The sequence below is a fragment of the Mesorhizobium sanjuanii genome (assembly GCF_002529485.1).
Taxonomy (GTDB): Bacteria; Pseudomonadota; Alphaproteobacteria; order Rhizobiales; family Rhizobiaceae; genus Mesorhizobium; species Mesorhizobium sanjuanii.
In genome coordinates this window covers 1-23,675 of the sequence record NZ_NWQG01000089.1, presented here as the reverse complement: position 1 = coordinate 23,675, position 23,675 = coordinate 1, and the positions used below count along the sequence as shown (strand labels likewise).

The 23,675-nt window shown below is 62.5% G+C and carries 23 protein-coding genes and 2 pseudogenes; 6 read left to right on the top strand and 19 right to left on the bottom strand.

The features are described 5' to 3' along the window. The first annotated feature begins 83 nt into the window (after positions 1-83). Positions 84-1,412 carry a citrate synthase gene (gltA, locus tag CN311_RS15220; protein ID WP_097574612.1) on the top strand — a complete coding sequence of 443 codons (1,329 nt, stop codon included), beginning with the start codon at positions 84-86 and terminating at the stop codon, positions 1,410-1,412. 45 nt (positions 1,413-1,457) lie between these two features. On the opposite strand, the gene lpxB is transcribed toward gltA, so the two are convergent. From lpxB to CN311_RS15155, 13 genes and pseudogenes are all read right to left on the bottom strand, one after another. Then, positions 1,458-2,621: a lipid-A-disaccharide synthase gene (gene lpxB, locus CN311_RS15215; protein WP_097574611.1), complete on the bottom strand. Its 1,164-nt coding sequence runs from the start codon at positions 2,619-2,621 to the stop codon at positions 1,458-1,460. Then, the gene (locus CN311_RS15210; protein ID WP_097574610.1) at positions 2,611-3,513 is read right to left on the bottom strand and encodes an LpxI family protein; all 903 of its coding nucleotides are present in this window, start codon (positions 3,511-3,513) and stop codon (positions 2,611-2,613) included. Before CN311_RS15210 ends, lpxB begins: the two co-directional genes overlap by 11 nt. Positions 3,514-3,519: 6 nt before the next feature. Next, on the bottom strand, positions 3,520-4,353 hold the full coding sequence (gene lpxA, locus CN311_RS15205) for an acyl-ACP--UDP-N-acetylglucosamine O-acyltransferase (protein ID WP_097574620.1): 834 nt from the start codon (positions 4,351-4,353) through the stop codon (positions 3,520-3,522). Positions 4,354-4,366: 13 nt separating this feature from the next. Next, positions 4,367-4,834 carry a 3-hydroxyacyl-ACP dehydratase FabZ gene (gene fabZ / locus CN311_RS15200; protein ID WP_097574609.1) on the bottom strand — a complete coding sequence of 156 codons (468 nt, stop codon included), beginning with the start codon at positions 4,832-4,834 and terminating at the stop codon, positions 4,367-4,369. Further along, positions 4,827-5,885 carry a UDP-3-O-(3-hydroxymyristoyl)glucosamine N-acyltransferase gene (gene lpxD, locus CN311_RS15195; RefSeq protein WP_097574608.1) on the bottom strand — a complete coding sequence of 353 codons (1,059 nt, stop codon included), beginning with the start codon at positions 5,883-5,885 and terminating at the stop codon, positions 4,827-4,829. Before lpxD ends, fabZ begins: the two co-directional genes overlap by 8 nt. A gap of 166 nt (positions 5,886-6,051) precedes the next feature. Then, positions 6,052-8,424, bottom strand: coding sequence for an outer membrane protein assembly factor BamA (gene bamA / locus CN311_RS15190; RefSeq protein ID WP_097574607.1), 2,373 nt, complete (start codon positions 8,422-8,424; stop codon positions 6,052-6,054). Positions 8,425-8,641: 217 nt separating this feature from the next. Further along, the gene (gene rseP / locus CN311_RS15185; RefSeq protein ID WP_097574606.1) at positions 8,642-9,784 is read right to left on the bottom strand and encodes an RIP metalloprotease RseP; all 1,143 of its coding nucleotides are present in this window, start codon (positions 9,782-9,784) and stop codon (positions 8,642-8,644) included. A 120-nt stretch (positions 9,785-9,904) separates the two neighbouring features. Then, entirely contained in the window at positions 9,905-10,720 is an 816-nt protein-coding gene (locus CN311_RS15180; protein WP_097574605.1) for a phosphatidate cytidylyltransferase, read from the bottom strand. Further along, positions 10,717-11,460, bottom strand: a pseudogene (locus CN311_RS15175) (isoprenyl transferase); the annotation flags it as partial. The pseudogene CN311_RS15175 and the gene CN311_RS15180, both read right to left, overlap by 4 nt. 17 nt (positions 11,461-11,477) lie before the next feature. Beyond that, positions 11,478-12,032: a ribosome recycling factor gene (gene frr / locus CN311_RS15170; RefSeq protein ID WP_006334575.1), complete on the bottom strand. Its 555-nt coding sequence runs from the start codon at positions 12,030-12,032 to the stop codon at positions 11,478-11,480. A 121-nt stretch (positions 12,033-12,153) separates the two neighbouring features. After that, a complete protein-coding gene (gene pyrH / locus CN311_RS15165) occupies positions 12,154-12,876 on the bottom strand; it encodes a UMP kinase (protein ID WP_081609795.1) in 723 nt (240 codons plus the stop codon). Between the two features lie 133 nt (positions 12,877-13,009). Beyond that, positions 13,010-13,324 (bottom strand): annotated as a pseudogene (locus CN311_RS15160) (aldo/keto reductase); the annotation flags it as partial. A gap of 91 nt (positions 13,325-13,415) precedes the next feature. Further along, positions 13,416-13,943 carry a nuclear transport factor 2 family protein gene (locus tag CN311_RS15155; RefSeq protein WP_097574603.1) on the bottom strand — a complete coding sequence of 176 codons (528 nt, stop codon included), beginning with the start codon at positions 13,941-13,943 and terminating at the stop codon, positions 13,416-13,418. Between the two features lie 114 nt (positions 13,944-14,057). Here CN311_RS15155 and CN311_RS15150 point away from each other — a divergent pair, with 114 nt between their 5' ends. Further along, entirely contained in the window at positions 14,058-14,984 is a 927-nt protein-coding gene (locus CN311_RS15150; RefSeq protein ID WP_097574602.1) for a LysR family transcriptional regulator, read from the top strand. A 22-nt stretch (positions 14,985-15,006) separates the two neighbouring features. Here CN311_RS15150 and tsf read toward each other — a convergent pair whose 3' ends face one another. From tsf to CN311_RS15125, 5 genes are all read right to left on the bottom strand, one after another. After that, a complete protein-coding gene (gene tsf, locus CN311_RS15145; RefSeq protein ID WP_097574601.1) occupies positions 15,007-15,927 on the bottom strand; it encodes a translation elongation factor Ts in 921 nt (306 codons plus the stop codon). Between the two features lie 116 nt (positions 15,928-16,043). Then, positions 16,044-16,853, bottom strand: coding sequence for a 30S ribosomal protein S2 (rpsB, locus tag CN311_RS15140; RefSeq protein WP_097574600.1), 810 nt, complete (start codon positions 16,851-16,853; stop codon positions 16,044-16,046). Positions 16,854-17,052: 199 nt separating this feature from the next. Continuing rightward, the gene (locus CN311_RS15135; RefSeq protein WP_097574599.1) at positions 17,053-17,328 is read right to left on the bottom strand and encodes a DUF4031 domain-containing protein; all 276 of its coding nucleotides are present in this window, start codon (positions 17,326-17,328) and stop codon (positions 17,053-17,055) included. A 163-nt stretch (positions 17,329-17,491) separates the two neighbouring features. Next, entirely contained in the window at positions 17,492-18,826 is a 1,335-nt protein-coding gene (locus CN311_RS15130; protein WP_097574598.1) for a lysophospholipid acyltransferase family protein, read from the bottom strand. Positions 18,827-18,928: 102 nt separating this feature from the next. Further along, entirely contained in the window at positions 18,929-19,756 is an 828-nt protein-coding gene (locus CN311_RS15125) for a cell envelope integrity EipB family protein (protein ID WP_097574597.1), read from the bottom strand. Positions 19,757-19,894: 138 nt separating this feature from the next. Between CN311_RS15125 and CN311_RS15120 the strand changes: the two genes are divergently transcribed. The 4 genes from CN311_RS15120 (at position 19,895) to CN311_RS15105 (ending at position 22,869) form a co-directional block, all read left to right on the top strand. Continuing rightward, positions 19,895-20,359: a RidA family protein gene (locus CN311_RS15120; RefSeq protein WP_097574596.1), complete on the top strand. Its 465-nt coding sequence runs from the start codon at positions 19,895-19,897 to the stop codon at positions 20,357-20,359. 5 nt (positions 20,360-20,364) lie between these two features. Then, on the top strand, positions 20,365-21,093 hold the full coding sequence (locus tag CN311_RS15115) for a glycerophosphodiester phosphodiesterase (protein WP_097574595.1): 729 nt from the start codon (positions 20,365-20,367) through the stop codon (positions 21,091-21,093). Between the two features lie 41 nt (positions 21,094-21,134). Then, entirely contained in the window at positions 21,135-22,349 is a 1,215-nt protein-coding gene (locus CN311_RS15110) for a GNAT family N-acetyltransferase (RefSeq protein ID WP_097574594.1), read from the top strand. An 88-nt stretch (positions 22,350-22,437) separates the two neighbouring features. Then, complete coding sequence (locus tag CN311_RS15105; RefSeq protein ID WP_097574593.1) at positions 22,438-22,869, top strand: HIT family protein; 432 nt, start codon at positions 22,438-22,440, stop codon at positions 22,867-22,869. A 17-nt stretch (positions 22,870-22,886) separates the two neighbouring features. Here CN311_RS15105 and CN311_RS15100 read toward each other — a convergent pair whose 3' ends face one another. Then, positions 22,887-23,513 (bottom strand): chloramphenicol phosphotransferase CPT family protein, encoded by a 627-nt coding sequence (locus CN311_RS15100; protein ID WP_245440834.1) that lies wholly within the window; start codon positions 23,511-23,513, stop codon positions 22,887-22,889. Positions 23,514-23,675 lie beyond the last annotated feature (162 nt).

The window sequence follows — 23,675 nt, the reverse complement described above, 5'->3', positions numbered from 1 at the left end:
ATACGCGCATTTCCGGTGATTTCGACGTGTCGCTTTGCAGAATTTTGCCTTTGCCGGCATGAGGAAACAAAAAGGAGTTTGCAATGACCGAAGCTGCGACAAAACTGGAATTCGGTGGCAGAGACCACCCGTCGACGGCGAAGCTGGAGCTCGGCGGCAAGACTCATGAATTCAAGGTGCGAAGCGGTTCGGTCGGGCCCGACGTCATCGACATCGGCGCGCTCTACAGCACCACCGGCGCCTTCACCTACGATCCCGGCTTCACCTCGACGGCAAGCTGCGAGTCGGAAATCACCTTCATCGACGGCGATGCCGGCATCCTGTTGCATCGCGGTTACCCGATCGATCAGCTGGCCGAACATGGCGATTTTCTCGAAGTCTGCTACCTCCTGCTCTACGGCGAATTGCCGACCAAGGCGCAGAAGGACGATTTCGACTACCGGGTGACGCGTCACACCATGGTGCACGAGCAGATGTCGCGCTTTTTCACCGGCTTTCGCCGCGACGCGCATCCGATGGCGGTAATGTGCGGCGTGGTCGGCGCGCTGTCGGCCTTCTATCACGACTCCACCGACATCTCGGACCCGTACCAGCGCATGGTCGCCTCGATGCGGCTGATCGCCAAGATGCCGACGATCGCGGCGATGGCTTACAAGTACCACATCGGCCAGCCCTTCATCTACCCGAAGAACGAGCTGAATTTCGCGGCCAACTTCCTGCATATGTGCTTTGCGGTGCCCTGCGAGGAATACAAGATCAATCCTGTGCTGGCGCGCGCCATGGAGCGGATCTTCATCCTGCACGCCGATCACGAGCAGAATGCCTCGACTTCGACCGTGCGCCTCGCCGGCTCGTCGGGCGCCAACCCGTTCGCCTGCATCGCGGCCGGCATCGCCTGCCTGTGGGGCCCGGCGCATGGCGGCGCCAACGAGGCGGCTCTGAACATGCTGGGCGAAATCGGCCATGTCGACCACATCCCGGAATTCATCGCCCGCGCCAAGGACAAGAACGATCCGTTCCGGCTGATGGGCTTCGGTCACCGCGTCTACAAGAACTACGATCCGCGCGCCAAGATCATGCAGAAGACGGCGCATGAGGTGCTGGGCGAACTCGGCATCAAGGACGATCCGTTGCTCGACATCGCCATGGAACTGGAAAAGATCGCGCTGACCGATTCCTATTTCATCGAGAAGAAGCTTTATCCGAACGTCGACTTCTATTCCGGCATCACGCTGAAGGCGCTGGGCTTCCCCACCACCATGTTCACCGTGCTGTTCGCGGTCGCCCGCACCGTGGGCTGGATCGCACAGTGGAAGGAAATGATCGAGGATCCGCACCAGAAGATCGGCCGTCCGCGCCAGCTCTACACCGGTGCGCCGGAACGCGACTACGTGCCGATAGCGAAGCGCTGATCAGGGCCGAAGGTCTAGGAAAAAGCGCCCTTTGTGGCGCTTTTTTTATTTGATGTGGTTGAGAACGACATCCGCCGCGATATCGCCGGACGGCCTGGCAGTGGCCATGCGTCTGCTCACCTCGGCAAAACCGTCCTTCTGCCAGGCGCGATAGGCCGTGTCGGAAAACAGCGCTTCCAGTTGCCGCGCCAGATAGGCCGGCCGCACATATTCATTGTAGTGCTCGGTCACCACCGGCTGGTCCACGATGAGATTGGGCAAGGCAGCACTCCATACGGTGATCAGGCGCTGAGCCAGCCGCATGACCGGATCAAGCCGGTAGCACGAGATCATTGGCACGCCCGACAGCGCCAGTTCCAGCGACACCGTTCCCGATGCGATCAGCGCCGCATCGGCCTTGCCAAAGGCCTGCCATTTGCGTTCGGAATCAAGGATGATCTCCGGTTTTTCGTCCCAGCTTGCGACCGCGGCCCTGACCAGGTCGGCGACGTGCGGCACCGTCGGCAAAAGCACGCGCAAGCGGTGCCCCCGCGCGCGCAGGATCGAGATTGTCTTGCCGAACGGGCCGGCCAGCCGCCGCACCTCGCCGCCGCGCGAACCGGGCAGCACAAGCAGCGTTTTCACTCGATCCCCGGACAGGTCGCGTGGCAATCCTTGCGCCCTGGCGGCGGCGAGCACGCCCGGATCATGCGTGAGACGATGACCGACATAGGTGCCCGGCGGACCGCCCAGGCGAGCGAGTTCCTTCGCCTCGAAAGGCAGGATGCAAAGGATGTGGTCGACATACGGTCTCATCGCCACCGCCCTGCCCGGCCGCCATGCCCACACGCTCGGGCAGACATAGTGGACGATCGGGATCGTCGGATCGGCGGCACGCACCTTCCTTGCCACGCGCAGCGAGAAATCCGGACTGTCGATCGTGATCAGGCAGTCGGGCTTTTCACCCGCGACCGCATCGGCGGTCTGGCCGATCCGCCGCATCAGGCGCGGCAGGTCGCGCAGGACGGCGCTGAAGCCCATCAGCGCGATCTCGCTGCCCTCGAACAGCGGCGTAAGACCGAGGGCCTGCAGATGGCGTCCGCCAATGCCGACAAGCTTGACCTCGCGGCCGGTCGCGCGCTTGAGCGCCTGCACGAGATCGGCGCCGAGCAGGTCGCCGGATTCTTCGCCGGCGACGATGGCGATCTTCAGCGGCCGGTCATTCGCCATGCGCCGGCTCCGTGGCAGGCAGGCCGATCACGAACAGGCCGAGTGCGTCGGCGCGCGCGACGACGACGGGACCTTCCAGAACCAGGGAGCGGCCGGCCTCGATGGCAATGCCGGCAAGGCCGGCGGCATACGCCGCCTCGATCGTCTGCGGGCCGATGGAGGGCAGATCGGCGCGTAACTCCTGGCCCGGCTTGGCGCATTTGACCAGCACACCGCGCGCCTTGCCGGCCAGCCTGCCATGGCCGCGCAGCTCTCTTGTCCGTTCAAGCAGCCCGCTGGTGCCTTCGATGCCTTCAAGCGCAATGGCGCGGCCACCGACCGCGACGGCCGCCTGGCCGATATCAAGCGCGCCGATTGCCTTTGCCGCCGCGCGAGCCGCCTCGATGTCGCGCCAGTCGGATTTCCGCGGCGTTGCCCTGGTCAGCGGGCCTTCGGCCGCAACCAGATCCGGCACGACCTCGTGAGCGCCAACAACCTTGACGCCGCGCGCTTCCAGAGCCCGCGTCAGGATCTTCAGCAGCCCGTCGTCGCCGCGGGCCAGCGCCATGACCACCGAAGGCACCACGGCCAGCAAACCGAGGCTCGGGCGCATGTCAGTCAGCCTCGGCCGGCGCCTGATCTCGCCGGCGAGGACAAGATGGCTGATTCGTCGCCGCTTCAGCAGCGCAGCCAGCGAACCGATATCTTCCAGAGCGAGGCTTTCATGCTCGTAGCCTTCAAGGTCGGACTTGCGGTCGACCTCACCCTCGATCTGGATGATGACCGGCGGATAGCCCTGCCCGGTCAGGCCGACGGCCACTTCGACCGGGAGACTGCCGCCACCGGCGATGATGCCGAACCTGGCGCTAGGCGCGAGATCAAGGCCCGACGGCGAGGCCTCAGTCCTCGTCATCGGCCCTTAGTCTTCGTCATCGCCGCCGTCATCGTCACCGGCCTTGAGCGAGGGGACGGCGTAATGCCGCTTGCCGCGGCTGGCAATGAAATCGACGATCTTCATGGCGGTCGGCGAGGAAGCGAATTCCGCCTTGGCGAACTCGATGTTCTCGCCGACGGTTCGGGAGCGATCGAAGATCGTCCTGTAGGCCTTGCGCAGCATATGGATCTCGGAGCGCGGCAGGCCGGCGCGTTTCAAACCGATGATGTTGAGGCCGCGAAGGCTGGCGCGGTTGCCGACGGCTATGGCGTAGGGGATGACATCACCGACGATTGCCGAGCAGCCGCCCAGAAAGGCGTTGTCGCCGACGCGGACAAATTGATGAAGGGCGGTGAGGCCACCGATATAGACATTGTCGCCGATCTCGCAATGGCCGCCCAGCGTTGCCTGATTGGCGAAGGTGGCGTTCCTGCCGACGACGCAGTCATGGGCGATATGGGCATAGGCAAGGAAGTTGCCGTTGTCGCCGATTGTCGTCTCGCCGCGGCTGGAATCGGTGCCGAGATGCATGGTCACGCCTTCGCGGATCGTGCAGTTCTCGCCGATGACCAGCGTGGTTCGGCCGCCCTTGTGCTTGGTGTTCTGCGGCGGCCCGCCCAGTATCGCCATCGGATAGACCTTGGTCGAGGCGCCGATCGTGGTGGCGCCCAGCACCGAGACGTGGCCGACCAGTTCGACACGGTCGCCGATCACCGCGTCGGCGCTGACATGACAGAAGGGGCCGATGCGGACGCCTTCGCCGATCTTGGCGCCCGCCTCGATGACCGAAGATGGATGGATGACTGTCTGGATTTTCATAAGCATTCGATCGTCAATCGCTGGTGACCATCATCGCCGAGATCTCAGCCTCAGCGGCCTTGACGCCGTCGACCAGAGCCTCGCAAGCGAATTTGAGCAGGTTGCCGCGTTTCTTGATTTTCTTGACATGGATTTTCAACTGGTCGCCGGGAACGACCGGCTTGCGGAATTTGGCATTGTCGATGGTCAGGAAATAGACCAGCGATGGCTTTTCGGCGGCAAGGCTGCGGATGCAGATGGCGCCGGCCGTCTGGGCCATGGCCTCGACGATCAGCACGCCGGGCATGACCGGCTGGTCCGGGAAATGCCCTTGGAAATGCGGCTCGTTTATGGTCACGTTCTTGATGCCGGTGGCGGACTCGTCGCCATCGATGTCGATGATGCGGTCGATCATCAGGAACGGATAGCGATGCGGCAGGAGCTTCATCAGCCCCAATATGTCGACCGCTTCGAGCGTCGTCGCCGCGTCCATTTCAGCCATTTCCCCCCTCGCCCGATTTCCGCGCCCTTGCCAGTCTTCGCAGGGCCGCGATCTCCCGCATGGCTTCCGCCATCGGCTGTGCTGGGTAGCCCCCCCAGATCTCGCCCGCCGGAACGTTGCTCATGAACCCACTTCTTGCAGCAAGCTTGGCTCCTGTGCCGATGGTCAGGTGGTCCGCAAGGCCGACGCCGCCACCCATGGTGACGTTGTCGCCCACCGTTACGGAACCGGAAATACCGGAAAGTCCGGCTATTATGCAATTGCGGCCGATGCGGACGTTATGAGCGATCTGCACCAGATTGTCGATCTTGGTGCCTTGGCCGATGATCGTGTCGGACATGGCGCCACGGTCGACCGTGGTGTTCGAGCCGATCTCGACGTCGTCCTGGATGACGACGCGGCCGATTTGCGGAACGCGCTCCGGCCCCTTGGCGCCGGCCACAAAGCCAAAACCGTCCTGGCCGATGCGGGCGCCACCGTGGATGATGACGCGGTTGCCAATCAATGCATACTGGACGCTGGCGCCGGGACCGACATAGCCGTCGCGGCCGATCTGGCAGGAGTAGCCGATGACGGCATGGGGAGCGACGACCGTTCCGCTCCCGATCGAGACCCGCGGCCCGATCACCGCGCCGGCCTCGATCACTGCGCCAGCCTCGATATGAGCGGTTGCATCGACATGGGCGTGCGGCGAGATGCCGGTTTCGCCCGTCATCGGCCCCGGTGTCGCGGCTGTCGGGAAAAGCAAGCGTCCGACCATCGCGAAAGCCTGCTGCGGGCGCGGATGAACCAGAACCGCAACGCCCGCCGGCGCCTTGCTGGCGAATTCGGTGGGGCAGAGAACGGCGGCAGCCTTCAGCGACTGCATCAGCGCGAAGTTGCGCCTGCCGTCGACGAAAACGAGCGCGTGCTCGCCACCCTCGTTTGCCGGCGCCAAGGCCGCGATCGATATATGGGACTGACTGGAATCGGCAAGCACCGCGCCGGTCAGATTCGCGACTTCGCCGGCCGTATACCGGCGTGAGGGCGCGAAGAACACCGGATCGGTCATTCCAGAAGCAATATCCAGCTAGTGCACGACCCCGAAAACCGGAACCGGTCTTCGGAAGGATCATGCGTAAAAACAAAGTGCTACAGCGTCCTTTGCGCGCTTGGCGCTGTAGTGTCGGATCACTTTCTTCCGGGCCGCAACGACCCGGAAGCACCGTCCCCGCGGATCAGAAGCGGGTCGATATGCCGAAGTTGAATTCCTGCACGTCGTCGGTCGATTCTTTCTTGACCGGGATCGCGTAGTCGATGCGGATCGGGCCGAAGGGCGACGCCCACATCAGGCCGACGCCGACCGAGGCGCGCCATTCCATGTCAGTCGAGACCTGTGTGAATCCCGTTTCGTTGATCTTGCTGCCATAGAGCGTAGCGGCATCGGCAAATACAGCGCCGCGAAGGCCGAAACTCTCCGGAATGACCGGCAGCGGGAACTGTGCTTCCGCCGAAGCGTTGAAATAGGTGGTGCCGCCGAGATGATCGCCAGTAATGGCGTCCGCAGGACCGATGCCGCCATAGGCAAAGCCGCGGATCATCCGGTCGCTGCTCTGGAACTGATCGAAGATGCGCAGGTCGCCGCCGCCATAACCCTGGACATGACCAGCGCCGCCCGAAATGAGGCCGACCAGATCGAGTTGCTCCGACAGCGTCTGATAATAGCTGCCGCGCGCCGTGACCTTGACGTATTTGGCGTCGCCGCCGAGACCGGCGAACTCCGTGCTGACATTGGCAAAGATGCCGTCATGCGGGTTCTTCATGTCGTCGATGGTGTTGTAGACCAGGCCGAGGCTGACCGATGACTTGATCCACGGGCTCTGCGCGATGCCATCCAGGATTGCCTGGGAGACGTTGCATCCGCTGGCAGGATCATAATCTCCCGCGTCGTCCTTGCAACCGTCGTCGAGATCATACTTCTCCTGCGAGAGATTGTACGCAAGCTGGGTCGAGATATTGTCGGTGATCGGCAGGCCGAAGCGAATCGTTCCCCCCAGCGTCTCGCTGTTATAATCGTCATATTCCCTGGTCCGCTGGTAGATATCGAAACCGGCGGCGATGCGCCGTCCAAGGAAATACGGCTCGGTGAAGGAGAGGCTGTAGTCGCGCGAATTCTTGCCGCCGCCGGCCGACAGCTTGATGAACTGGCCGCGGCCGAGGAAGTTGCGCTCGGTGATCGACCCTTCGACGGACGGGCCTGCCGTGTCGCCGCCTGTCGAATAACCGGCGCCGACCGAGAACTCGCCGGTCGATTTCTCGACCACGTCGACCACGAGCACGACCTGGTCAGGCTGCGAGCCCGGCACGGTCGAAACATCGACTTTCTGAAAATAATCGAGCGCTTCCAGCCGTTTCTTCGCGCGCTGGATCAGAACCTGATTGAAGGCATCGCCCTCGCTCACGTCGAATTCGCGGCGAATGACGTAGTCGCGCGTCCGATCGTTGCCGCGGATCTCGATGCGCTCGACATAGGCCTTGGTGCCTTGGTCGATCGTATAGACGACCGAAATGGTGTGGTTCTCGAAATTGCGGTCGCCGCGCGGCGTCACCTGGGCGAAGGCATAGCCCGAGCCGGCGACCTTCTCGGTCAGCGCGATGATTGTGTCTTCGACATTCTTGGCGTTGTAGACGTCGCCCTTGTGGGTCTCGACCACGGATTCGAGGGACTTGCCGTCGACCTCGGGAATCGTGCTCTCGACGCTGACGTCGCCGAATGTGTAGCGGTCGCCTTCCTGCACGGTGATGGTCACCGTGTATTTGTTGGTGGCGTTGTCGAGTTCGCCAACCGCCGAAACGACCTGGAAGTCAGCATAGCCGTGATTGTAGTAGAAGCGACGCAGCAGCTCCTGGTCGGCGTTCAGCTTATCCTCGTCATAGACGTCGTCGCGCAACACGAAGGAAAGCCAGGTCGAGCGTTTGGTGTTGATCACGTCCGACAACCGGCGGCTTGAATAGGCGCTGTTGCCGACGAAATTGATCGCCGCGATCTGGGTGCGGTCGCCTTCGTTGATGTTGAAGACCACGTTCACGCGGTTGTCGCCGAGATCCATGATCTGAGTGGTCACGGCGGCGTCGTCACGGCCAATGCGCCTATAGGCGGCCTTGACCGCCTCGACGTCGGCATCGAGCGTCGCCTGCGAGAACGTTCCGCGCGGCTTCAACTGGACCGCCATCGCGAGGGCGTTGTCCTTGAGCTTCTTGTTGCCCTGGAAAAGCACCTGGTTGACGACCTGATACTCGGAAACCTTGATGACCAGCGCCGAACCGACCTGGTTGATCTGGACGTCGGAGAACAGGCCGGTGCCGAACAGCGCCTTCACGGCATCGTCGATGTCGGAGCTGGAAAACGCCTTGCCGGGCTTGATCGAGACGTAGTTGCGGATGGTGTCGGCATCGACACGCTGATTGCCGCTGACTTCAACTCTCGAAACAACAGCGGCCTCGGCGGCCGATGTGGCAACGAACTGCACTGCGAGCGCACCTGGCACGACCAGGGCGGCGGACAAGGCCACCGCGGACGCGGCGCTCAGAAACTTGGATGCTGCCTTCATCGGGCTTTTGTACCTTTTCTCGTAGTCCCCACGGCGAGAAAACCGGACGTGCGGTAATTTCTCCTACCGTATTAACCGGATTTTCCCTACACGCAAGGCTTCTGGTTAATTTGTAATTACTTAACCTTGGGGCGTGGCTTTCGCGTCACGCCAACCCCCGTGCATGGTAAACGGCGTCTCAACATCGGTGGTGCCGAAGCCAGATTTCTTCATGATTTCAGCATCCAAACAGATCGTTCCAGAAAACGAAGGCCATGAAGCCCAGGACCAGAAGCAGGCCGCTCCTGTAGGCCATTTCCATCATCCATTCCGACACCGGCCGCCGGATGACGGCCTCCACGCCGTAGAACAACAGATGGCCGCCGTCGAGGGGGGGAATCGGCAAAAGGTTGAGGATCCCGATCCCGACCGACAACAGCGCGACAAGCTGCACGAGCCACTCAAAACCCAGCTTGGCCGCCTTACCGGCCATGTCGGCGATCTTGATCGGTCCGCCCAGCTGGCATTTATCCTCGCGCCCGACGACGAAACGCTGCAGGAACTGGCCGGTGCGCTGGATGACGTGGCCGGTTTCCTCGATCGCGGCGGTCAGTGCGCCGGCCGGGCTGTAGGTGATCAGCCGGGGCTGGCCGAGTTCCTTGTTGTTGACCACGCCGATCACGGCCACCTTGACCTTGTTGCCCAGCGCGTCTTCCTGCTCCATCAGCCGCGGCGTCGCTGTGACGGTCACCTCCTTGCCGTCACGCAACATGACGAAGGTGATGGTGTCGCCGGCGCGACCCGAAACCAGACGCTGGACATCGGAGAAGGTCTCGACCTTGCTGCCGTCAACGCTGACGAATCGGTCGCCGGGCAGGATTCCAGCCTTTGCCGCCGGGCTATCGGCCGTCACTTCGGCCACCATCGGTTCCGAGACATAGCGGCCATAGGCGGAAAACAGCACCGCAAAGACGGCGATCGTCAGCAGGAAATTGAACAGCGGGCCGGCCGCAACCGTCACCGCACGCTTCCAGATCGGCTGCGTGTGGAAGGCCACCTTGCGCTCGGCATCAGTCAGCGATTCGAGCTCTTCCGAATTGGGCTGGCTCGAGGTGGCGTTCATGTCGCCGACGAATTTGACATAGCCGCCGAGCGGTATGGCGCAGAGTTTCCAGCGCGTGCCGTGACTGTCTTTGAAGCCGAAGAGTTCCGGGCCGAAGCCGATCGAAAAGGCCTGTACGCCGATGCCGCACCAGCGGCCGACGAGGTAGTGGCCCATTTCGTGGACGAACACCACCACGGTCAGCACAAACAGGAAGGGCACCAGCGTGCCGAGGACAAAGCCCTCCGTGCTGAAAACCGCGTGAAGAATCTCGTTCAATTCATGCCCTCAAATTCGTCCGCAGCCAGATTCTTCCACGTACGCGGGTGCGCCGCGACTGTGACATCAATCCGGGCGAATCCATGGCGCATTCCGCGCCACGCCAAGAAACAATGTCGTTCAAGCTGGAAACAGCCCCTGTGCCGGATGGTCGGCGCTCGCCGAAATCCAGCCGATGACGTATAGGGCAAAAGCGGCCGCGACAAGCCCGTCGACCCGGTCCATGACGCCGCCATGGCCAGGTATCAGCGCGCCCGAATCCTTGCGGCCGTGGCGGCGCTTCACCCAGGATTCGAAGAGGTCGCCGGCCTGAGAGACGATCGAAAGCACCAGCGCAACGACGCCGAGCAGGGCAAGATTGCCGGCTCCGGCCGCGGCCGCCAGCAGCAGCCCGGCAATGACGCCGCCAACCGCGCCGCCCAGGGCGCCGCTCTGCGTCTTGCCCGGCGAGATCGAGGGCGCCAGTTTCGGGCCGCCGACGCTGCGGCCGACGAAATAGGCAAAGATGTCGGTCGCCCAAACCACTGCGAACAGGAACAGAATGGCGATAAGGCCGGGATGGTCGCCGTCGCGTAAAAGAGCAAGCGACAGGCCCGAAACGGTCGCATAGGCAAGGCCGGAGGCCTCCCACTGCCCCGTCTTGCGCGCCCAGGCTGCGGCCACGACGACCGCGACCAGCACGGCGACCAGAGGCAGCAGCCAGAAGGCCGGCAGGCCGGCGACCAAGGCGCCGACGAAGACCACAAGCAGCGCTTCGGGCAGAAAGCCAAGACCCGGCCCAGCGGCCGGGCGGCACATCCGCGTCCATTCGTGGAAGATCACGGCCGCCATGGCGGCGCACAGCAAGCGGAACGGCAGTCCGCCGAGCCAGGTCAGGCCAAGCGTGGCGGCGGCAAGCACGAGAGAGGAAATGACACGAAGCTGGAGGTTGCTCATCCCTTGGCCGTCACGGCGACGTCCTGGGCGCCAAGCCCGCCGAAACGACGCTCGCGTCCGGCGAAATCGCGCAACGCGTCGGCCAGATGCTCGCGGCTGAAATCGGGCCAATAGCAAGGCAGGAAGACGAGTTCGCTATAGGCCGCCTGCCATAGCAGGAAATTCGACAGCCTGAGTTCGCCGCTGGTGCGTATGACCAGTTCCGGGTCCGGGATGCCCTCGGTGTCGAGAGCGCCGGCAAAGGACTCGGCCGTGATCGCCTCGCTGTCGAGTTCGCCGCGCGCCACGGCGGAGGCCAGCTTGCGCGCCGTGCGCACGATCTCGTCGCGTCCGCCATAGTTGAAAGCGATGATCAGGGTCAGCGCTTCGTTGTGCGTGGTCAGCGTTTCGGCCTCTTCAAGCAGGGACCTGATATCGGACTGCAGCCCTGCCCTGTCGCCAATGATCCTGACCCGCACGCCGCTTTGATGCAGTTCGGCGAGATCGCGACGGATGAAGAGTTTCAAGAGGCCCATCAGGTCGCTGACTTCGGACTTTGGCCGCGACCAGTTTTCCGATGAGAAGGCGTAGACGGTCAGGAAGGAAATACCAAGGCCGGGGGCGGCGCGCACCGTCTTGCGCAGCGCCTCGACGCCGGCCCGATGCCCGGCGAGCCGCGGCATGCCACGTGCCTTGGCCCAGCGTCCATTTCCGTCCATGATTATCGCGACATGCGCGGGGCTTGTCATAGTTTCGCTTTCGGGTCGGGTGCCTACCCTTAAACCTGCATGATTTCAGCTTCCTTATCGGAAAGCAGATGGTCGATCGTGCTGATCATCTCGTCTGTAAGCTTCTGAACCTGATCGGAGCGCTTGCGCTGGTCGTCCTCGCTGATATCGCCGTCTTTTTCCGCCTTCTTGAGAAAGTCCATGCCGTCGCGGCGTACATGGCGCACGGCGACGCGGGCATTCTCGGCATAACCATGCGAGATCTTGACCAGCTCCTTGCGGCGCTGTTCGTTGAGTTCGGGCAGCGGAATTCTGAGATTGGTGCCGTCGACGATCGGGTTGAAGCCGAGATTGGATTCACGGATGGCGCGGTCGACCGCGCCGACCATCGACTTGTCCCAGACCGAAACCGAAATCATGCGTGGCTCGGGCACCGACACATTCGCCACCTGGTTGATCGGCATGGTGGTGCCATAAGCCTGCACCTGGATGGCGTCGAGCAGATTGCTCGACGCGCGGCCGGTCCGCAGCGAAGCCAGATCGTGTTTGAACGCCGCGATCGCCCCATCCATGCGCCGCTTGAGATCATCGTATTCGCCACTCATCATCGTCTCCTCGACCCGTTGGCCCGGGTTCACTGTTTCAGGGAAACCCCGCATTTGAGTCTCAATTCGAAAATCCGCTTTTTGTTCACGCGGACCTTATCGTTCGGGATCTTGCTCCCGATCAGCTGTCCGCGACGACCGTGCAGCGGCCGCCGCCCCTCAGAATATCCCCAAAGCCGCCCTTCTCGTGTATCGAATAGACGATTATCGGGATGTTGTTTTCGCGCGCAAGTGCAATCGCAGCCGTATCCATGATCGAAAGCCCGCGTTTGATCACTTCGGCATGGCTGATTCGCTCGAAGCGCGTCGCATTCGGGTCCTTCTTGGGGTCGGCCGAGTAGACGCCGTCGACCTGGGTGCCCTTGAAGAGCGCATCGGCGCCGATTTCGGCGGCGCGAAGCGCTGCGGCCGAATCGGTGGTGAAGAATGGATTGCCGGTGCCGCCGGCGAAAATGACCACCTTGCCCTGGTTCATGTAAGCGGTTGCCTGGCGCTGGGAAAAACTCTCGCAAAGCTCGGGCATGGCGATCGCCGAGAGCACCACCGCGTCGACGCCGATCTTGTTCAGCGAGGTGCGCAGCGCCAGCGAATTGATGACCGTGGCTAGCATGCCCATGTGGTCGCCGGTGACGCGGTCGCCACCCTTGGACGCAACCGCCACGCCGCGAAAGATATTGCCGCCGCCGATGACGACGCCGACCTCGATGCCGAGCGCGCGGGCCTCGGCGATGTCGGCGGCGATGCGATCGACCACCGATACGTCGATACCGAAATGCTGTTCGCCCATCAACGCTTCGCCCGATGCTTTCAGCAAGACACGTCGGTAGAGGGGCTTCACCGTCATCTGGTCCTCGTCATTGTGCATGTGACGCCTTCGGGCGCCGCGCCCGGAAACACTGGCTCCGATACACGAAGGGCGCCGCGATGTCACGCGGCGCCCGAGCCGGAAACTTGAGATCTTGGACTGAGAGTAACCGTCAACTCACGCCGGCAAAAGCGCCCTGCATGAGCAGGTCCGGCAGATAGCTTGCCGGCTTGTCGCCAACCGCCTGGCCGCCAGTCAGTCCGCCTTATATTTCCGGGCCGAAGAACGAATATGGAAAGGGCGTGACCGGTCGGCTCACCGCATCGAGCCGCGCCCGAAGGTCTTCGGGAATGTCGAAATCGAGCGCACCGAGATTGTCCTTGAGCTGGTCAAGTCTGGTCGCGCCGACGATCACGGACGCAATGCCTGGCCTGTTTGCCGTCCAGTTCAGGGCGACCTGCGCCATGCTGCGGCCGAGCAGGCCGGCCGCAAGCCGCGTGACACGCAGCCCGCCATTGCCGAGCGTGTAGTAGGTCATGGTCATGGTGTCTTCCAGCCCGGATTTGATTGATGCCGGCCTATTGGCCGGGGGTGGTCTTGACCCAGGGATTGCCACGCTCGTGCGTCATGCGGAACGTGAAGCCATCGACCTTCCAGTCGTCTCCTGAGCGCTTCAGGCGATGCTCGTAAGTGCCCCAGACTTCCCACAACGGGTCCCCATTGCCTTCCATCCGGTTCCAGGCATAGCCATTGGAGGAGACCGTCGCGGCGTCGGGCTCGATGACGACCTGGTGGTTGGTGCGCAGATGCAGACTGGTCTTGCTGCCCTTGAGGTTGGCCGACCAGGTGCCGATAAGGTCGTCCGCAGCAATCGTGGCCGGAGGCTGTCCGGAGAGGCTGCTGAAGTCGACGGTGACGCGATCGGCGAAATAGCTGCGAGCCCGCTTCCAGTCCTGTGCATCGACGGCGCGATCGATGTCGTCGGCGATGCGGATGACGGCGCGCTCGTCAGCCAGCGCCAGCCAGTCGGACGGTTCTGCGCCGCCGGCATCGACGGGCGCCAGCGTAAGGCCTGCCGCGAAAGTCACGTGCTTCAACGCGTTCATGTCTCTGTCTCCTTTGCCCATCAGCCCGCCGCCGATATCGACGACAATGTGGAACAGCGCGCTGACATCAAGAAGATTGCATTGTCTGCACAGACTATGCGATATTGTTCATGAATGGATCGCGACCTGCTCAGCCATCTTCCAGTCGTCGTCGCCGTGGCCCGGCGCGGCGGCTTTGCGCTGGCGGCCGCCGAGCTCGGCATGAGCCCATCAGCGGTCAGCCATGCGGTCCGACTGGTGGAGGAGCGGATCGGCCAGCCGCTCTTTGCCCGCACCACGCGCAGCGTCTCGCTGACCGAGGCCGGTCAGGCGCTCATCGCGACGGCTGAACCGGCGCTGCAGGACATCGCGGAGCGGATGGAGCGTATTCGTGGCATCAAGGGCCGTCCGGCCGGGTTGCTCAGACTGAATGTTTCGCATGTCGCCGTCCCGATGGCCGTGACACCGGTCGTAACGGTCATGGCGGAGCGCTACCCCGATGTGAAGGTGGAAATCTTTGCCGATGAAGGACTGGTCGATATCGTTGGCGAAGGCTTTGACGCCGGCATCAGGCTTGGCGAGATGATCGCGCAGGACATGATCGCGATCCGGCTGACGCCGCCTTTCCAGGTGGTCATCGTCGCTTCGCCTGCCTATATCGGCCGGCGAGGCCGTCCGGGCAGCCTGGCCGATCTCGCCGACCACAATTGCATCGGCTACCGTCTCGTGCGCTCCGGCGCGGTCTATCGCTGGGATTTGATGGAAGACGGCCAGGACGTGGCGGTGGAGACGCGCGGCACGGCTGTCGTCACCGATTCCCTCGTCGCTATCGATCTGGCGCTGTCGGGAACGGGGCTGGTCTATGTGTTCGAGCCGCTGGTGCGCGCCGACATAAAAGCCGGCCGGCTTATCCAGGTACTCCCGCAGTCGGCGATTGAGGAGCCAGGCCTGTTCCTCTATTTCCCCAGGCGTTCGGCGATGGCGCCGAAGCTCAGGGCCTTTATTGACACCGCACAAGAGATCGGCCGGACATCCTCGCGGACGCCCGGCCGAGTTGCCTGAGCTCTAAAAGCCCGTTTCCGGGCTATTTCTTGACCGCTGCCGCGACTTCCGCCGCGAAATCGGTCTCTTCCTTCTCGATGCCTTCGCCGAGCGCGAAGCGCAGATAGGCCGTGATCTTGGCCGGTGCGCCGATCTCCTTCTCGGCATCCTTCAGCGCCTTCTCGACGGTGATGTCGGGATTGAGCACGAAGGCCTGCTTCAGGAGCACGACTTCCTCGTAGAACTTGCGCATGCGGCCCTCGACCATCTTCTCGATGATCGCTTCCGGCTTGCCGGACTGGCGCGCCTGGTCGGAGAAGATCGCCTTCTCACGCTCGACCGCGGCGGGATCGATCTGCTCGGCGGTCAGCGCCATCGGGTTGGTGGCGGCGACATGCATGGCGACCTGGCGGGCAAAGGCGTTGGCGGCATGCTCGTTGCCGGTCGTCTCGATGGCGACCAGCACGCCGAGCTTGCCGAGGCCATCGGCCACCGCGTTATGCACATAGGTCGCGACGGCGCCGTGCGGAACGGTGAGCTTGGCCGAGCGGCGGAAGCCCAAATTCTCGCCGATGGTGCCGACGGCGTCCTTGATGATTTCGGTGACCGACTTGTCCGAACCCGGATACTTGGCAGCGGCAACCGCCTCTGTCTTGCCATAGGCGAGCGCGACCTTGGCGACGTTGGCGACGATCTCCTGGAAGGCGGCGTTGCGGGCAACGAAGTCGGTCTCGGAATTGACCTCGACCACTGCTGCTTCGCGGACACCGGAATCGACGCCGATCAGGCCTTCTGCAGCGGTGCGGCCGGCCTTCTTGTCGGCCTTGGAGATGCCCTTCTTGCGCAGCCAGTCGACGGCTTCTTCCATGTTGCCGTTGGTCTCGTTCAACGCCATCTTGCAGTCCATCATGCCCGCGCCGGTCAAGTCGCGGAGTTCTTTGACCTGTGCAGCCGAAATGCTCATTGTCGCCTCTTTGTTTCAAATGCGCCGACGCACCACCGGTCTTCGATGATGCGCCAGGCGCCAGCGCTTAACACGCCAAAATATGAGAAGATGAAGGCCGAAACCGGCCTTCGCTGTTACGCTTTTGGGCTCTCGGCGGCCGGCGTCTCGGCCGGTGCCTCAGCGGCCGGCGTCGGATCCAGCGCCGGCTCGACCGGAGCCTCGACCGCAGCGCCCACGTCGACGCCGAGCGCGCCCTGCTGGCGGGCGATGCCGTCGATGGCCGCCTTGGCGATCAGGTCGCAATAGAGCTGGATAGCGCGAGCCGCGTCGTCATTGCCGGGGATCGGAAAGTCGATCTTGTCCGGATCGCAGTTGGAATCGATGATGGCCACGACCGGAATGCCGAGGCGCTTGGCCTCGAGGATGGCGATCGCTTCCTTGTTGGTGTCGATGACGAACATCAGGTCCGGCGTCGAGCCCATGTCCTTGATGCCGCCGAGCGCCTTGTCGAGCTTCTCGCGCTCGCGGTCGAGGTTGAGGCGCTCCTTCTTGGTCAGGCCCTGGGCCTCGCCGGCCAGCATCTCGTCGAGCTTGCGCAGACGCTGGATGGAATTCGAGATCGTCTTCCAGTTGGTCAGCATGCCTCCGAGCCAGCGGGAATTGACATAATACTGGGCCGAACGCTGGGCTGCATCGGCGACGATGTCGGACGCCTGGCGCTTGGTGCCGACGAACAGAACGCGGCCGCCCTTGGCGACGGTATCGGATACCTGTTTCAGCGCCTGGTGCAGCAAAGGCACCGTCTGCGACAGGTCGATGATGTGGATGTTGTTGCGGGCGCCGTAGATGTAGGGCGCCATCTTCGGATTCCAGCGGTGGGTCTGGTGGCCGAAGTGAATGCCAGCTTCCAAAAGCTGGCGCATGCTGAAATCAGGCAGAGCCATTCTCAAGTTCCTTTCCGGTTAGCCTCCACGGACACAGGCATTTTTGGACTGATGTCCTCGAATGCCACCGGAGGTTTCAGCCCGGATTTCTCCCGGGCAGACACCAAAGTCCGTGTGTGGAATGAGCGCGCATATAGAGGGGAAGCGCTGTAAACGCAAGCGCTGCCGCTCAGGGTGCGGCGATCGGCGCACCGGGTCATCAGCGTATCTTGCCCTTCGGCACCCGGACACGCCGGAAAATCGCGACGATTTCCTCACGGCTGCACTCGATGGCGCCAAGCCGCACCGCGCGGTCGCGTTCGAAGCCGGTTATGTCATAATGCGGCGCCGATGTCTTTGGCGGTCCCTGATAGGACGAGCGCTTGATGCCGAGCTGGGCGGCAAAGCGGTGCAGCTCGTCGATATCGTCGGCAAGCAGATGGCACCAGCGGTGGCCGACCCACTTCCAGATTGCCGCATCGACATAGACCGCCATCAGGCTTGTCGCACTCCCTCACCCGGTCCGCATGCCCGGTCGTTAGAGCGACGTGCATCCAATTGGACGCGCAAAATACGCTCTAACACTTTGAATCTAAGCATCGTGCTTTCCGAAAATCGAATCCGATTTTCGGGCCGATGCGTCACGCCAAGTTGCGGCATCAGGGATGATAGAAGGGATTCGGGTAGAAAATGAAACCACCGTCGGCCTCGACCTGGCCGACGACTGTTGTGATAGCGTCCTGCATGCGGCGGTGCAATTCGGCAAGCGCCTCGTCGATCGAGCCCTGCCAGGCATGTAATCCCAGCGGCTCCGGCGAGCGGATATGGGCGCGACGCGGCCCGGCCGGCTGCGGCACGAAGCGGTTGATCGTGTCGCGCAGCGTGCCTTTGCAATAATCGTTGCGGATGCGCTTCAGATGCTCGGCGATCTCCTCTTGCGTGATGCGCGGACTGGACCATGCCCACGGCCCGACACGCTGGATACGCTGGATGGTATCGGCAAGCGCCCGCACCTGCCTCTGCTCTTCAGGATCGCCTGCCCCCTCCCGAAGCCAGCGGCGCGACCGGCGCAAAAGCTCGGCGATCTCATTGGTGTCGGATTGGATTGGGGCACCGGAATCGACCGGAGCGCCGGACTCGACTGGAATGAGTTTCCCAAGCCGCCGGCTTAATTCGATCAGCAATCGCTTCTGGCGCGCGGCATAGGAGCCCTGCGCGTCAGGCATCATGTCGCAGGCGCTCTCATCGCGCGACAACAGCGTTGCATAGATATGGCGGACGCGCTCCGCCAGCGTATCGGCGGCATGGCGTTCGATCTTCAGGCTTTTCTCGACATAGCCGCATTCCTGCGCCAGCGCCGGCTCGACATCCCCGGTGAAAGCCAGCTTCCAGACGACCGGCACGATCCACGCCTTGAAATCCCCATCCGTTGCGCGACCGCGCTTGAGCGCTTCGAACCCCATCTCGATGGCGCCCGGAAGCAACGGGACCACGACATTGGCATGCCAGCCGACGCCGCCCTCGGGATGCAGGAGTACGCCATGCCCTTTCAGCGCCCAGGCGACGGAATGCTCCTTGGCTGCTCCGCTGTTGCCGGGAATCTGAGCGATCAGATTGTTGGCAAGCCAGAATTTCTGCATGATCCGGCCGAGGCCGTTGACGACGCCATGCGTGGCCCAGGATGCCGCGAGCGGGCTGACCTGCGAGACGATCTCCTTGTCGATCATCCAGTCGGTGAAGAATTCCGGATGGTTGGGTGTGATGAATGTTGCCTTGCCGGCACCGCAGCAGGCCTCCAACCGCCGCCGGTCGTCGTCGGGAAAATCGATGTGGCGGACATTGGCGACGCCACGCAACACGGCCAGGCGGTTGAACGGCAGCAGGTCGCGCAAGCCGGGAATGCCGTGCAGCATGACAATCCGGTTGACGAACGTCATGATCTTGATCAGCGCCGGACTGGGCTTCGGCGCCACGAACACATCGATTCTGCTCAACCTGATCCCCCAAGGTAGATGCTGGGGAAAAGGGTGAAACGCAATTGCGGCGCGTTCAAGTCATCGGGTGCGACAGCACCGCGTCGTGATTAAGCAGAGGCACTATTTCGTCGGGCAAGGCTTCGACTGATCGAACAGCGACAGGTTCACCAGCTTGCCGGTCATCGAGAATTCGCCATAGTCCATGACCATGTCGCGCGTGATGCCGTTCTCGAGCAGCTTGAAGCTGATCCGGTATTCCGGCACTTCCTCGCCCGACTTGTCGGTGTCGTCGAAATAGGCGATGTCGACAGGCCAATATTTGTCGGTCGCGAGCCTGGCCAGCGCCGGCGCTTCCGGATCGGCCTTGTCGGCATCGGTTTTCTTGCCGACCACGACGGTGGTGGCCATCACCTTGTCGGCGTCTTCCGAGCCGTCGAACAGATTGGTTTCGTAGAAGTTCTCGCCCTTTTCGGCCTTGCCGATCAGTTCGACCAGATGCTGGGTCGGGAATTGGGTGGCAGCCAGTTCGATGCTGTTCTTCTCCGGCTTGTCCATATCGACCTTGAGGCCCTTCGTTTCCTTCGTCGCAGTGCCCTTGACCTCCTTGTCGAGGTTCTGGTCGACGAAGGATTTCGTCACGAACGAAAAGGTCTTGCCTTCGGCGTCCTCGAAGGTCGTTGTCTGCTGGTCGGTCAGCCGCGTGTTGTCGCCGGTGACGATCTGGGTGACCATGCGGAACTTCACCGTGTAGCCTTCGCAGGGCGAGCCATTGAACTCGTAGACCATGCGGCCGGAAATGCCGGTGATGCCGGAACGATCCGACGCCTTGTCCAGGGTGATGTCATAAACGGCGCGATGCGCCTGCAGCGCCGGCACGGCGAAAGCAGGAGCCACCGCGAAAAGCGCCGGCAGCAGAACAGCATGGAATGCGAGGCGCGTTGCGCGCATGAGGGGCTCCGATCATCGCGGCCAATGGCAGGCCGCAGGGAAAGATGGTCCAGCATAAAAAAAGTCATGGCGGAAGCGAGGCAAAAATAGCAATTTCGGCCCGGCCCGCGCGGCGACATCAAGCAATAGGGAAATACCATGAGTGAAACAATCGAAAAGCGGCTAAGCGACCTCGGCGTGACGCTTCCGGTCGCCGCGGCGCCCGCCGCCAACTATGTGCCCTATTGCAGGTCCGGCAATCTGCTCTTCACCGCCGGGCAGTTGCCCCTCAGGGAAGGCAAGCTGCAGGCAAGCGGTCTGCTCGGGCGCGATGTCGACACCGCAAGCGGCAAGGAAGCGGCAAAATATTGCGCGATCAACATATTGGCGCAGGCCAAGACTGCCCTCGGCGACCTCGATAAGATCAGCCGGCTGGTGAAGATCACTGTCTTCGTTGCTTCAGTGCCGGATTATGTCGAACAGCATTTGGTGGCCAACGGCGCGTCCGATTTTTTGGTCGCCGTTCTCGGCGAGCGCGGCAAACATGCCCGCGCTGCCGTCGGCACCGCTTCCCTGCCGCTTAATGCCGCAGTGGAAATCGAAGCGATCTTTGAAGTCGAGTGAGCCAGATGACCGACCTTTCCTGGCTGACCGCCCGGCCCGTTGCCCATCGCGGCTTTCACGACATGAACAAGACGCGCTGGGAGAACACGCTTTCCGCTTTCGCCGCCGCGGCCGAGCGCGGCTATGCGATCGAATGCGATGTGCATTTGTCGTCGGATCGCGTTCCCGTCATCATCCATGATGACGACCTCAAGCGGTTGACCGGCCAGGACGGCTTCGTCTGGCAGCGCACGGCGGCTGAATTGACGACACTCCGGGTCGGCGGCACTTCGGACCATCTGCCGACGTTGCAGCAGGCGCTCGATCTGGTCGGTGGCCGCGTGCCCATGGTCGTCGAACTCAAAGGCACTCCTGGCCATGACGAAGGCCTGGTCGCAAGCGTCGGCGAGATGCTTAAGCGCTACGAGGGCAAGGCTGCGATCATGTCGTTCGACCACTGGTTGATCCGCGATTTTTCGAAACATGCGCCCGGTATCCCCGGCGGGCTGACCGCTTATGGCAAGGATGTCAAATTGATCGAGGCGCATTTCGCCATGTTGGCGCACGATCTCGCCTTCACCTCCTACGCCGCTGGCGACCTGCCGAACCGGTTCGTCTCCTTCGTTCGCGAAAAGCTCAAAATGCCTGTCATTACCTGGACCGTGCTCGACCAGCCCGCGGTGGAACTCACCTTCAGATATGCCGACCAGATGACGTTCGAAGGCTTCGACCCCGATCACGTGAAGGTGGCCTGAAGCGGGCTTGCACGGCCCACTTTGGCGCTTAAATTAGCCTCATGGATCAGGGTGATGAATGCAACGGGCAAGCGGCGAATGAACAGTATTCGATCCGTGTTGCCGCCGGCATCGGCGCCTTCGCTTGCGATGAGTGGAACGGCTTCGGCGGCACCACCCGCACTGACACAGAAAACGGCTACAACCCCCTTGTTTCGTTCGCTTTTCTGAGTGCACTCGAAGACTCCGGCTGTGCCGTGCGGCGCACCGGCTGGCAAGGCCATCACCTCAGGCTGGAGACGGCGCAAGGCAGGCTGCTCGGCGCCGTGCCCTGCTATCTCAAATCGCACAGCCAAGGCGAATATGTGTTCGACCACGGCTGGTCCGATGCATTCGAACGCGCCGGCGGACGCTATTATCCAAAACTGCAATGCGCCGTGCCGTTCACACCTGTTACTGGCCCTCGCCTGCTGGTCCGCAAGGGCGAGGACAGCGATACCGTGAGGGCCGGGTTGGCCGCGGGCCTGAAAGCGGTGACGGAAAAGCTCGGCGTGTCTTCCGCCCATGTCACCTTCGCCCAAGAGAAAGACGTCGAGACGCTGGAGGCGGCGGGTTTCTTGCACCGCACCGACCAGCAATTCCACTTCTTCAATGAAGGCTTTTCGACCTATGACGATTTTCTCGCCACGCTGGCTTCGCGCAAGCGCAAGGCGATGAAAAAGGAACGGCGCGAGGCGCTCGCTCACGGCATCTCGATCGACTGGCTGACCGGCAGGGATTTGACCGAAAGAGTCTGGGACGATTTTTTTGCGTTCTACATGGACACTGGCAGCAGGAAATGGGGCCGGCCCTATCTCAGCCGCGAATTCTTCTCGATGATCGGCGAGCGCATGGCCGACGACATCCTGCTGGTGATGGCCAGGCGCAACGGACGCTACATTGCCGGCGCCATCAATTTCATCGGCTCGGACGCGCTATACGGCCGCAACTGGGGCTGCATCGAGGACCACCCCTTCCTGCATTTCGAGGTCTGCTACCATCAGGCGATCGACTTCGCCATCGAGCGCAAGCTGAAGGTCGTTGAGGCGGGCGCGCAAGGCGAACACAAGCTGGCGCGCGGCTACAGGCCGGTAACCATGCATTCGGCGCATTACATCGCCCATCCCGGCCTGCGCAACGCGGTGGCCGACTATCTCAAGCGCGAGCGCCGCGAGGTAGAGCGGATGGGCGACTATCTCGAAGAGCACACCCCGTTCCGCAAGGATCTCGAGGAGTAGGCTGAAGCCCGATCAACCTTGCCCGATGCCTTGCCGCGCGAAGGCGGCTTAGCTACACGGGACTGAACATACATCTGGAGGGCGCGCCATGGCCGAAGCCACCTACGATCCCGAAAACATTTTCGCCAAAATCCTGCGCGGTGAAATCCCGTCGCATCGCGTTTACGAAGATGACACGGTCATCGCCTTCATGGATGTGATGCCGCAAGGCCAAGGCCATACGCTGGTGGTGCCGAAGGCGCCGTCGCGAAACCTGCTCGACGCCGATCCGACAACACTCGGCCCGCTTTTTGCGGTCGTCCAGAAAGTGGCGCGTGCCATAAAAAAATCCTTCGGCGCCGATGGCGTCACCGTCATGCAGTTCAACGAGCCGGCATCGGGCCAGACCGTCTACCACTTGCATGTCCATGTCATTCCCCGCTTCGAGGGTGTCCCGTTGAAGCCGCACAGCGGACAGATGGAAAAGCCGGAAATCCTGGCTGAAAACGCCGGTAAGATACGGGCAGCGCTAAGCGACTGATCCGGTCGCAGGCAGGCTCAGCCGACCTGCGATTGCGCCAAGCTTCTAAAGGCGCTCGCCGGTGGGCCGTGGTCAAGCCGCCGCCTGATCGCCTCGGCGCATTGCTGCGGGCTTAGCAGCGACGTGTCGACCTCCAGGTCATAGATGCCCGGCCGGTGTACCTCTTCCTGCCACAGGCGCACGGGCCGCGGCACCGGATCGTCGCTGGAGCCGGTGACATAGCCCTTGTTCGCCGCGCTGCGCGCGCGCCGTTCAAGAATCACCTCGATCGGACAGCGAATCCCTACGAAAAGAACCGGCAGGCCGGCGAGCCGACCGGCGCAATCGGCCAGGATGTTGAGCGGCTTCGAATAGGCATTGTGATGACCGAGATCGGCGACGACATTCAACCCCGACCGGCTGTGGGCGGCAATCGATTCATAGAGCGCGGCATAGAATCTGGGCACATGCATTTCGAGATCGGGGCGCTCGCCGCCGGGGCGCAGGCCAATGCCCGGACGAAACTTGGGCGGCGTGATCTGCGCGACGGTATCGACGCCAAGGTTCATCCAGACGCCATCGAACGTCTCCTGGATCGCCTGGACAATGCTCGACTTTCCCGATCGCGGCGCACCGTTCAGAATGATGATTTGCCCGATCCGCACGCGGCCTCCCCTCCCAACAAAAAAAGCCCCGTTGCCGGGGCTTTTCTGATTCCAGAGCTTGTCAGCCCTTGCGGGGCAGTTGCGGCACCAGGCTGCGCTTGCCGCCATCCTTGCCCTTGGCCTCCGGCTTCTGCGCCACGGCCTTTTTCGCGGCGGGCTTCT

Bases quoted from the DNA above. Each gene is read 5' to 3' on its own strand.
- CN311_RS15135 (WP_097574599.1), bottom strand. From the start codon at position 17,328: ATGGCGGTCTATGTCGATGCGGCAATCTGGAAGTGGGTCGGCCACCGC.
- fabZ (WP_097574609.1), bottom strand. From the start codon at position 4,834: ATGGCTGAAATGGACGCGGCGACGACGCTCGAAGCGGTCGACATATTG.
- pyrH (WP_081609795.1), bottom strand. From the start codon at position 12,876: ATGACGGTGAAGCCCCTCTACCGACGTGTCTTGCTGAAAGCATCGGGC.
- lpxD (WP_097574608.1), bottom strand. From the start codon at position 5,885: ATGACCGATCCGGTGTTCTTCGCGCCCTCACGCCGGTATACGGCCGGC.
- lpxA (WP_097574620.1), bottom strand. From the start codon at position 4,353: ATGAAAATCCAGACAGTCATCCATCCATCTTCGGTCATCGAGGCGGGC.
- CN311_RS15120 (WP_097574596.1), top strand. From the start codon at position 19,895: ATGAGTGAAACAATCGAAAAGCGGCTAAGCGACCTCGGCGTGACGCTT.
- CN311_RS15210 (WP_097574610.1), bottom strand. From the start codon at position 3,513: ATGACGAGGACTGAGGCCTCGCCGTCGGGCCTTGATCTCGCGCCTAGC.
- CN311_RS15110 (WP_097574594.1), top strand. From the start codon at position 21,135: ATGGATCAGGGTGATGAATGCAACGGGCAAGCGGCGAATGAACAGTAT.
- gltA (WP_097574612.1), top strand. From the start codon at position 84: ATGACCGAAGCTGCGACAAAACTGGAATTCGGTGGCAGAGACCACCCG.
- rpsB (WP_097574600.1), bottom strand. From the start codon at position 16,853: ATGGCTCTGCCTGATTTCAGCATGCGCCAGCTTTTGGAAGCTGGCATT.
- lpxB (WP_097574611.1), bottom strand. From the start codon at position 2,621: ATGGCGAATGACCGGCCGCTGAAGATCGCCATCGTCGCCGGCGAAGAA.
- tsf (WP_097574601.1), bottom strand. From the start codon at position 15,927: ATGAGCATTTCGGCTGCACAGGTCAAAGAACTCCGCGACTTGACCGGC.
- CN311_RS15125 (WP_097574597.1), bottom strand. From the start codon at position 19,756: ATGCGCGCAACGCGCCTCGCATTCCATGCTGTTCTGCTGCCGGCGCTT.
- CN311_RS15115 (WP_097574595.1), top strand. From the start codon at position 20,365: ATGACCGACCTTTCCTGGCTGACCGCCCGGCCCGTTGCCCATCGCGGC.
- CN311_RS15180 (WP_097574605.1), bottom strand. From the start codon at position 10,720: ATGAGCAACCTCCAGCTTCGTGTCATTTCCTCTCTCGTGCTTGCCGCC.
- frr (WP_006334575.1), bottom strand. From the start codon at position 12,032: ATGAGTGGCGAATACGATGATCTCAAGCGGCGCATGGATGGGGCGATC.
- CN311_RS15105 (WP_097574593.1), top strand. From the start codon at position 22,438: ATGGCCGAAGCCACCTACGATCCCGAAAACATTTTCGCCAAAATCCTG.
- CN311_RS15155 (WP_097574603.1), bottom strand. From the start codon at position 13,943: ATGAACGCGTTGAAGCACGTGACTTTCGCGGCAGGCCTTACGCTGGCG.
- CN311_RS15150 (WP_097574602.1), top strand. From the start codon at position 14,058: ATGGATCGCGACCTGCTCAGCCATCTTCCAGTCGTCGTCGCCGTGGCC.
- bamA (WP_097574607.1), bottom strand. From the start codon at position 8,424: ATGAAGGCAGCATCCAAGTTTCTGAGCGCCGCGTCCGCGGTGGCCTTG.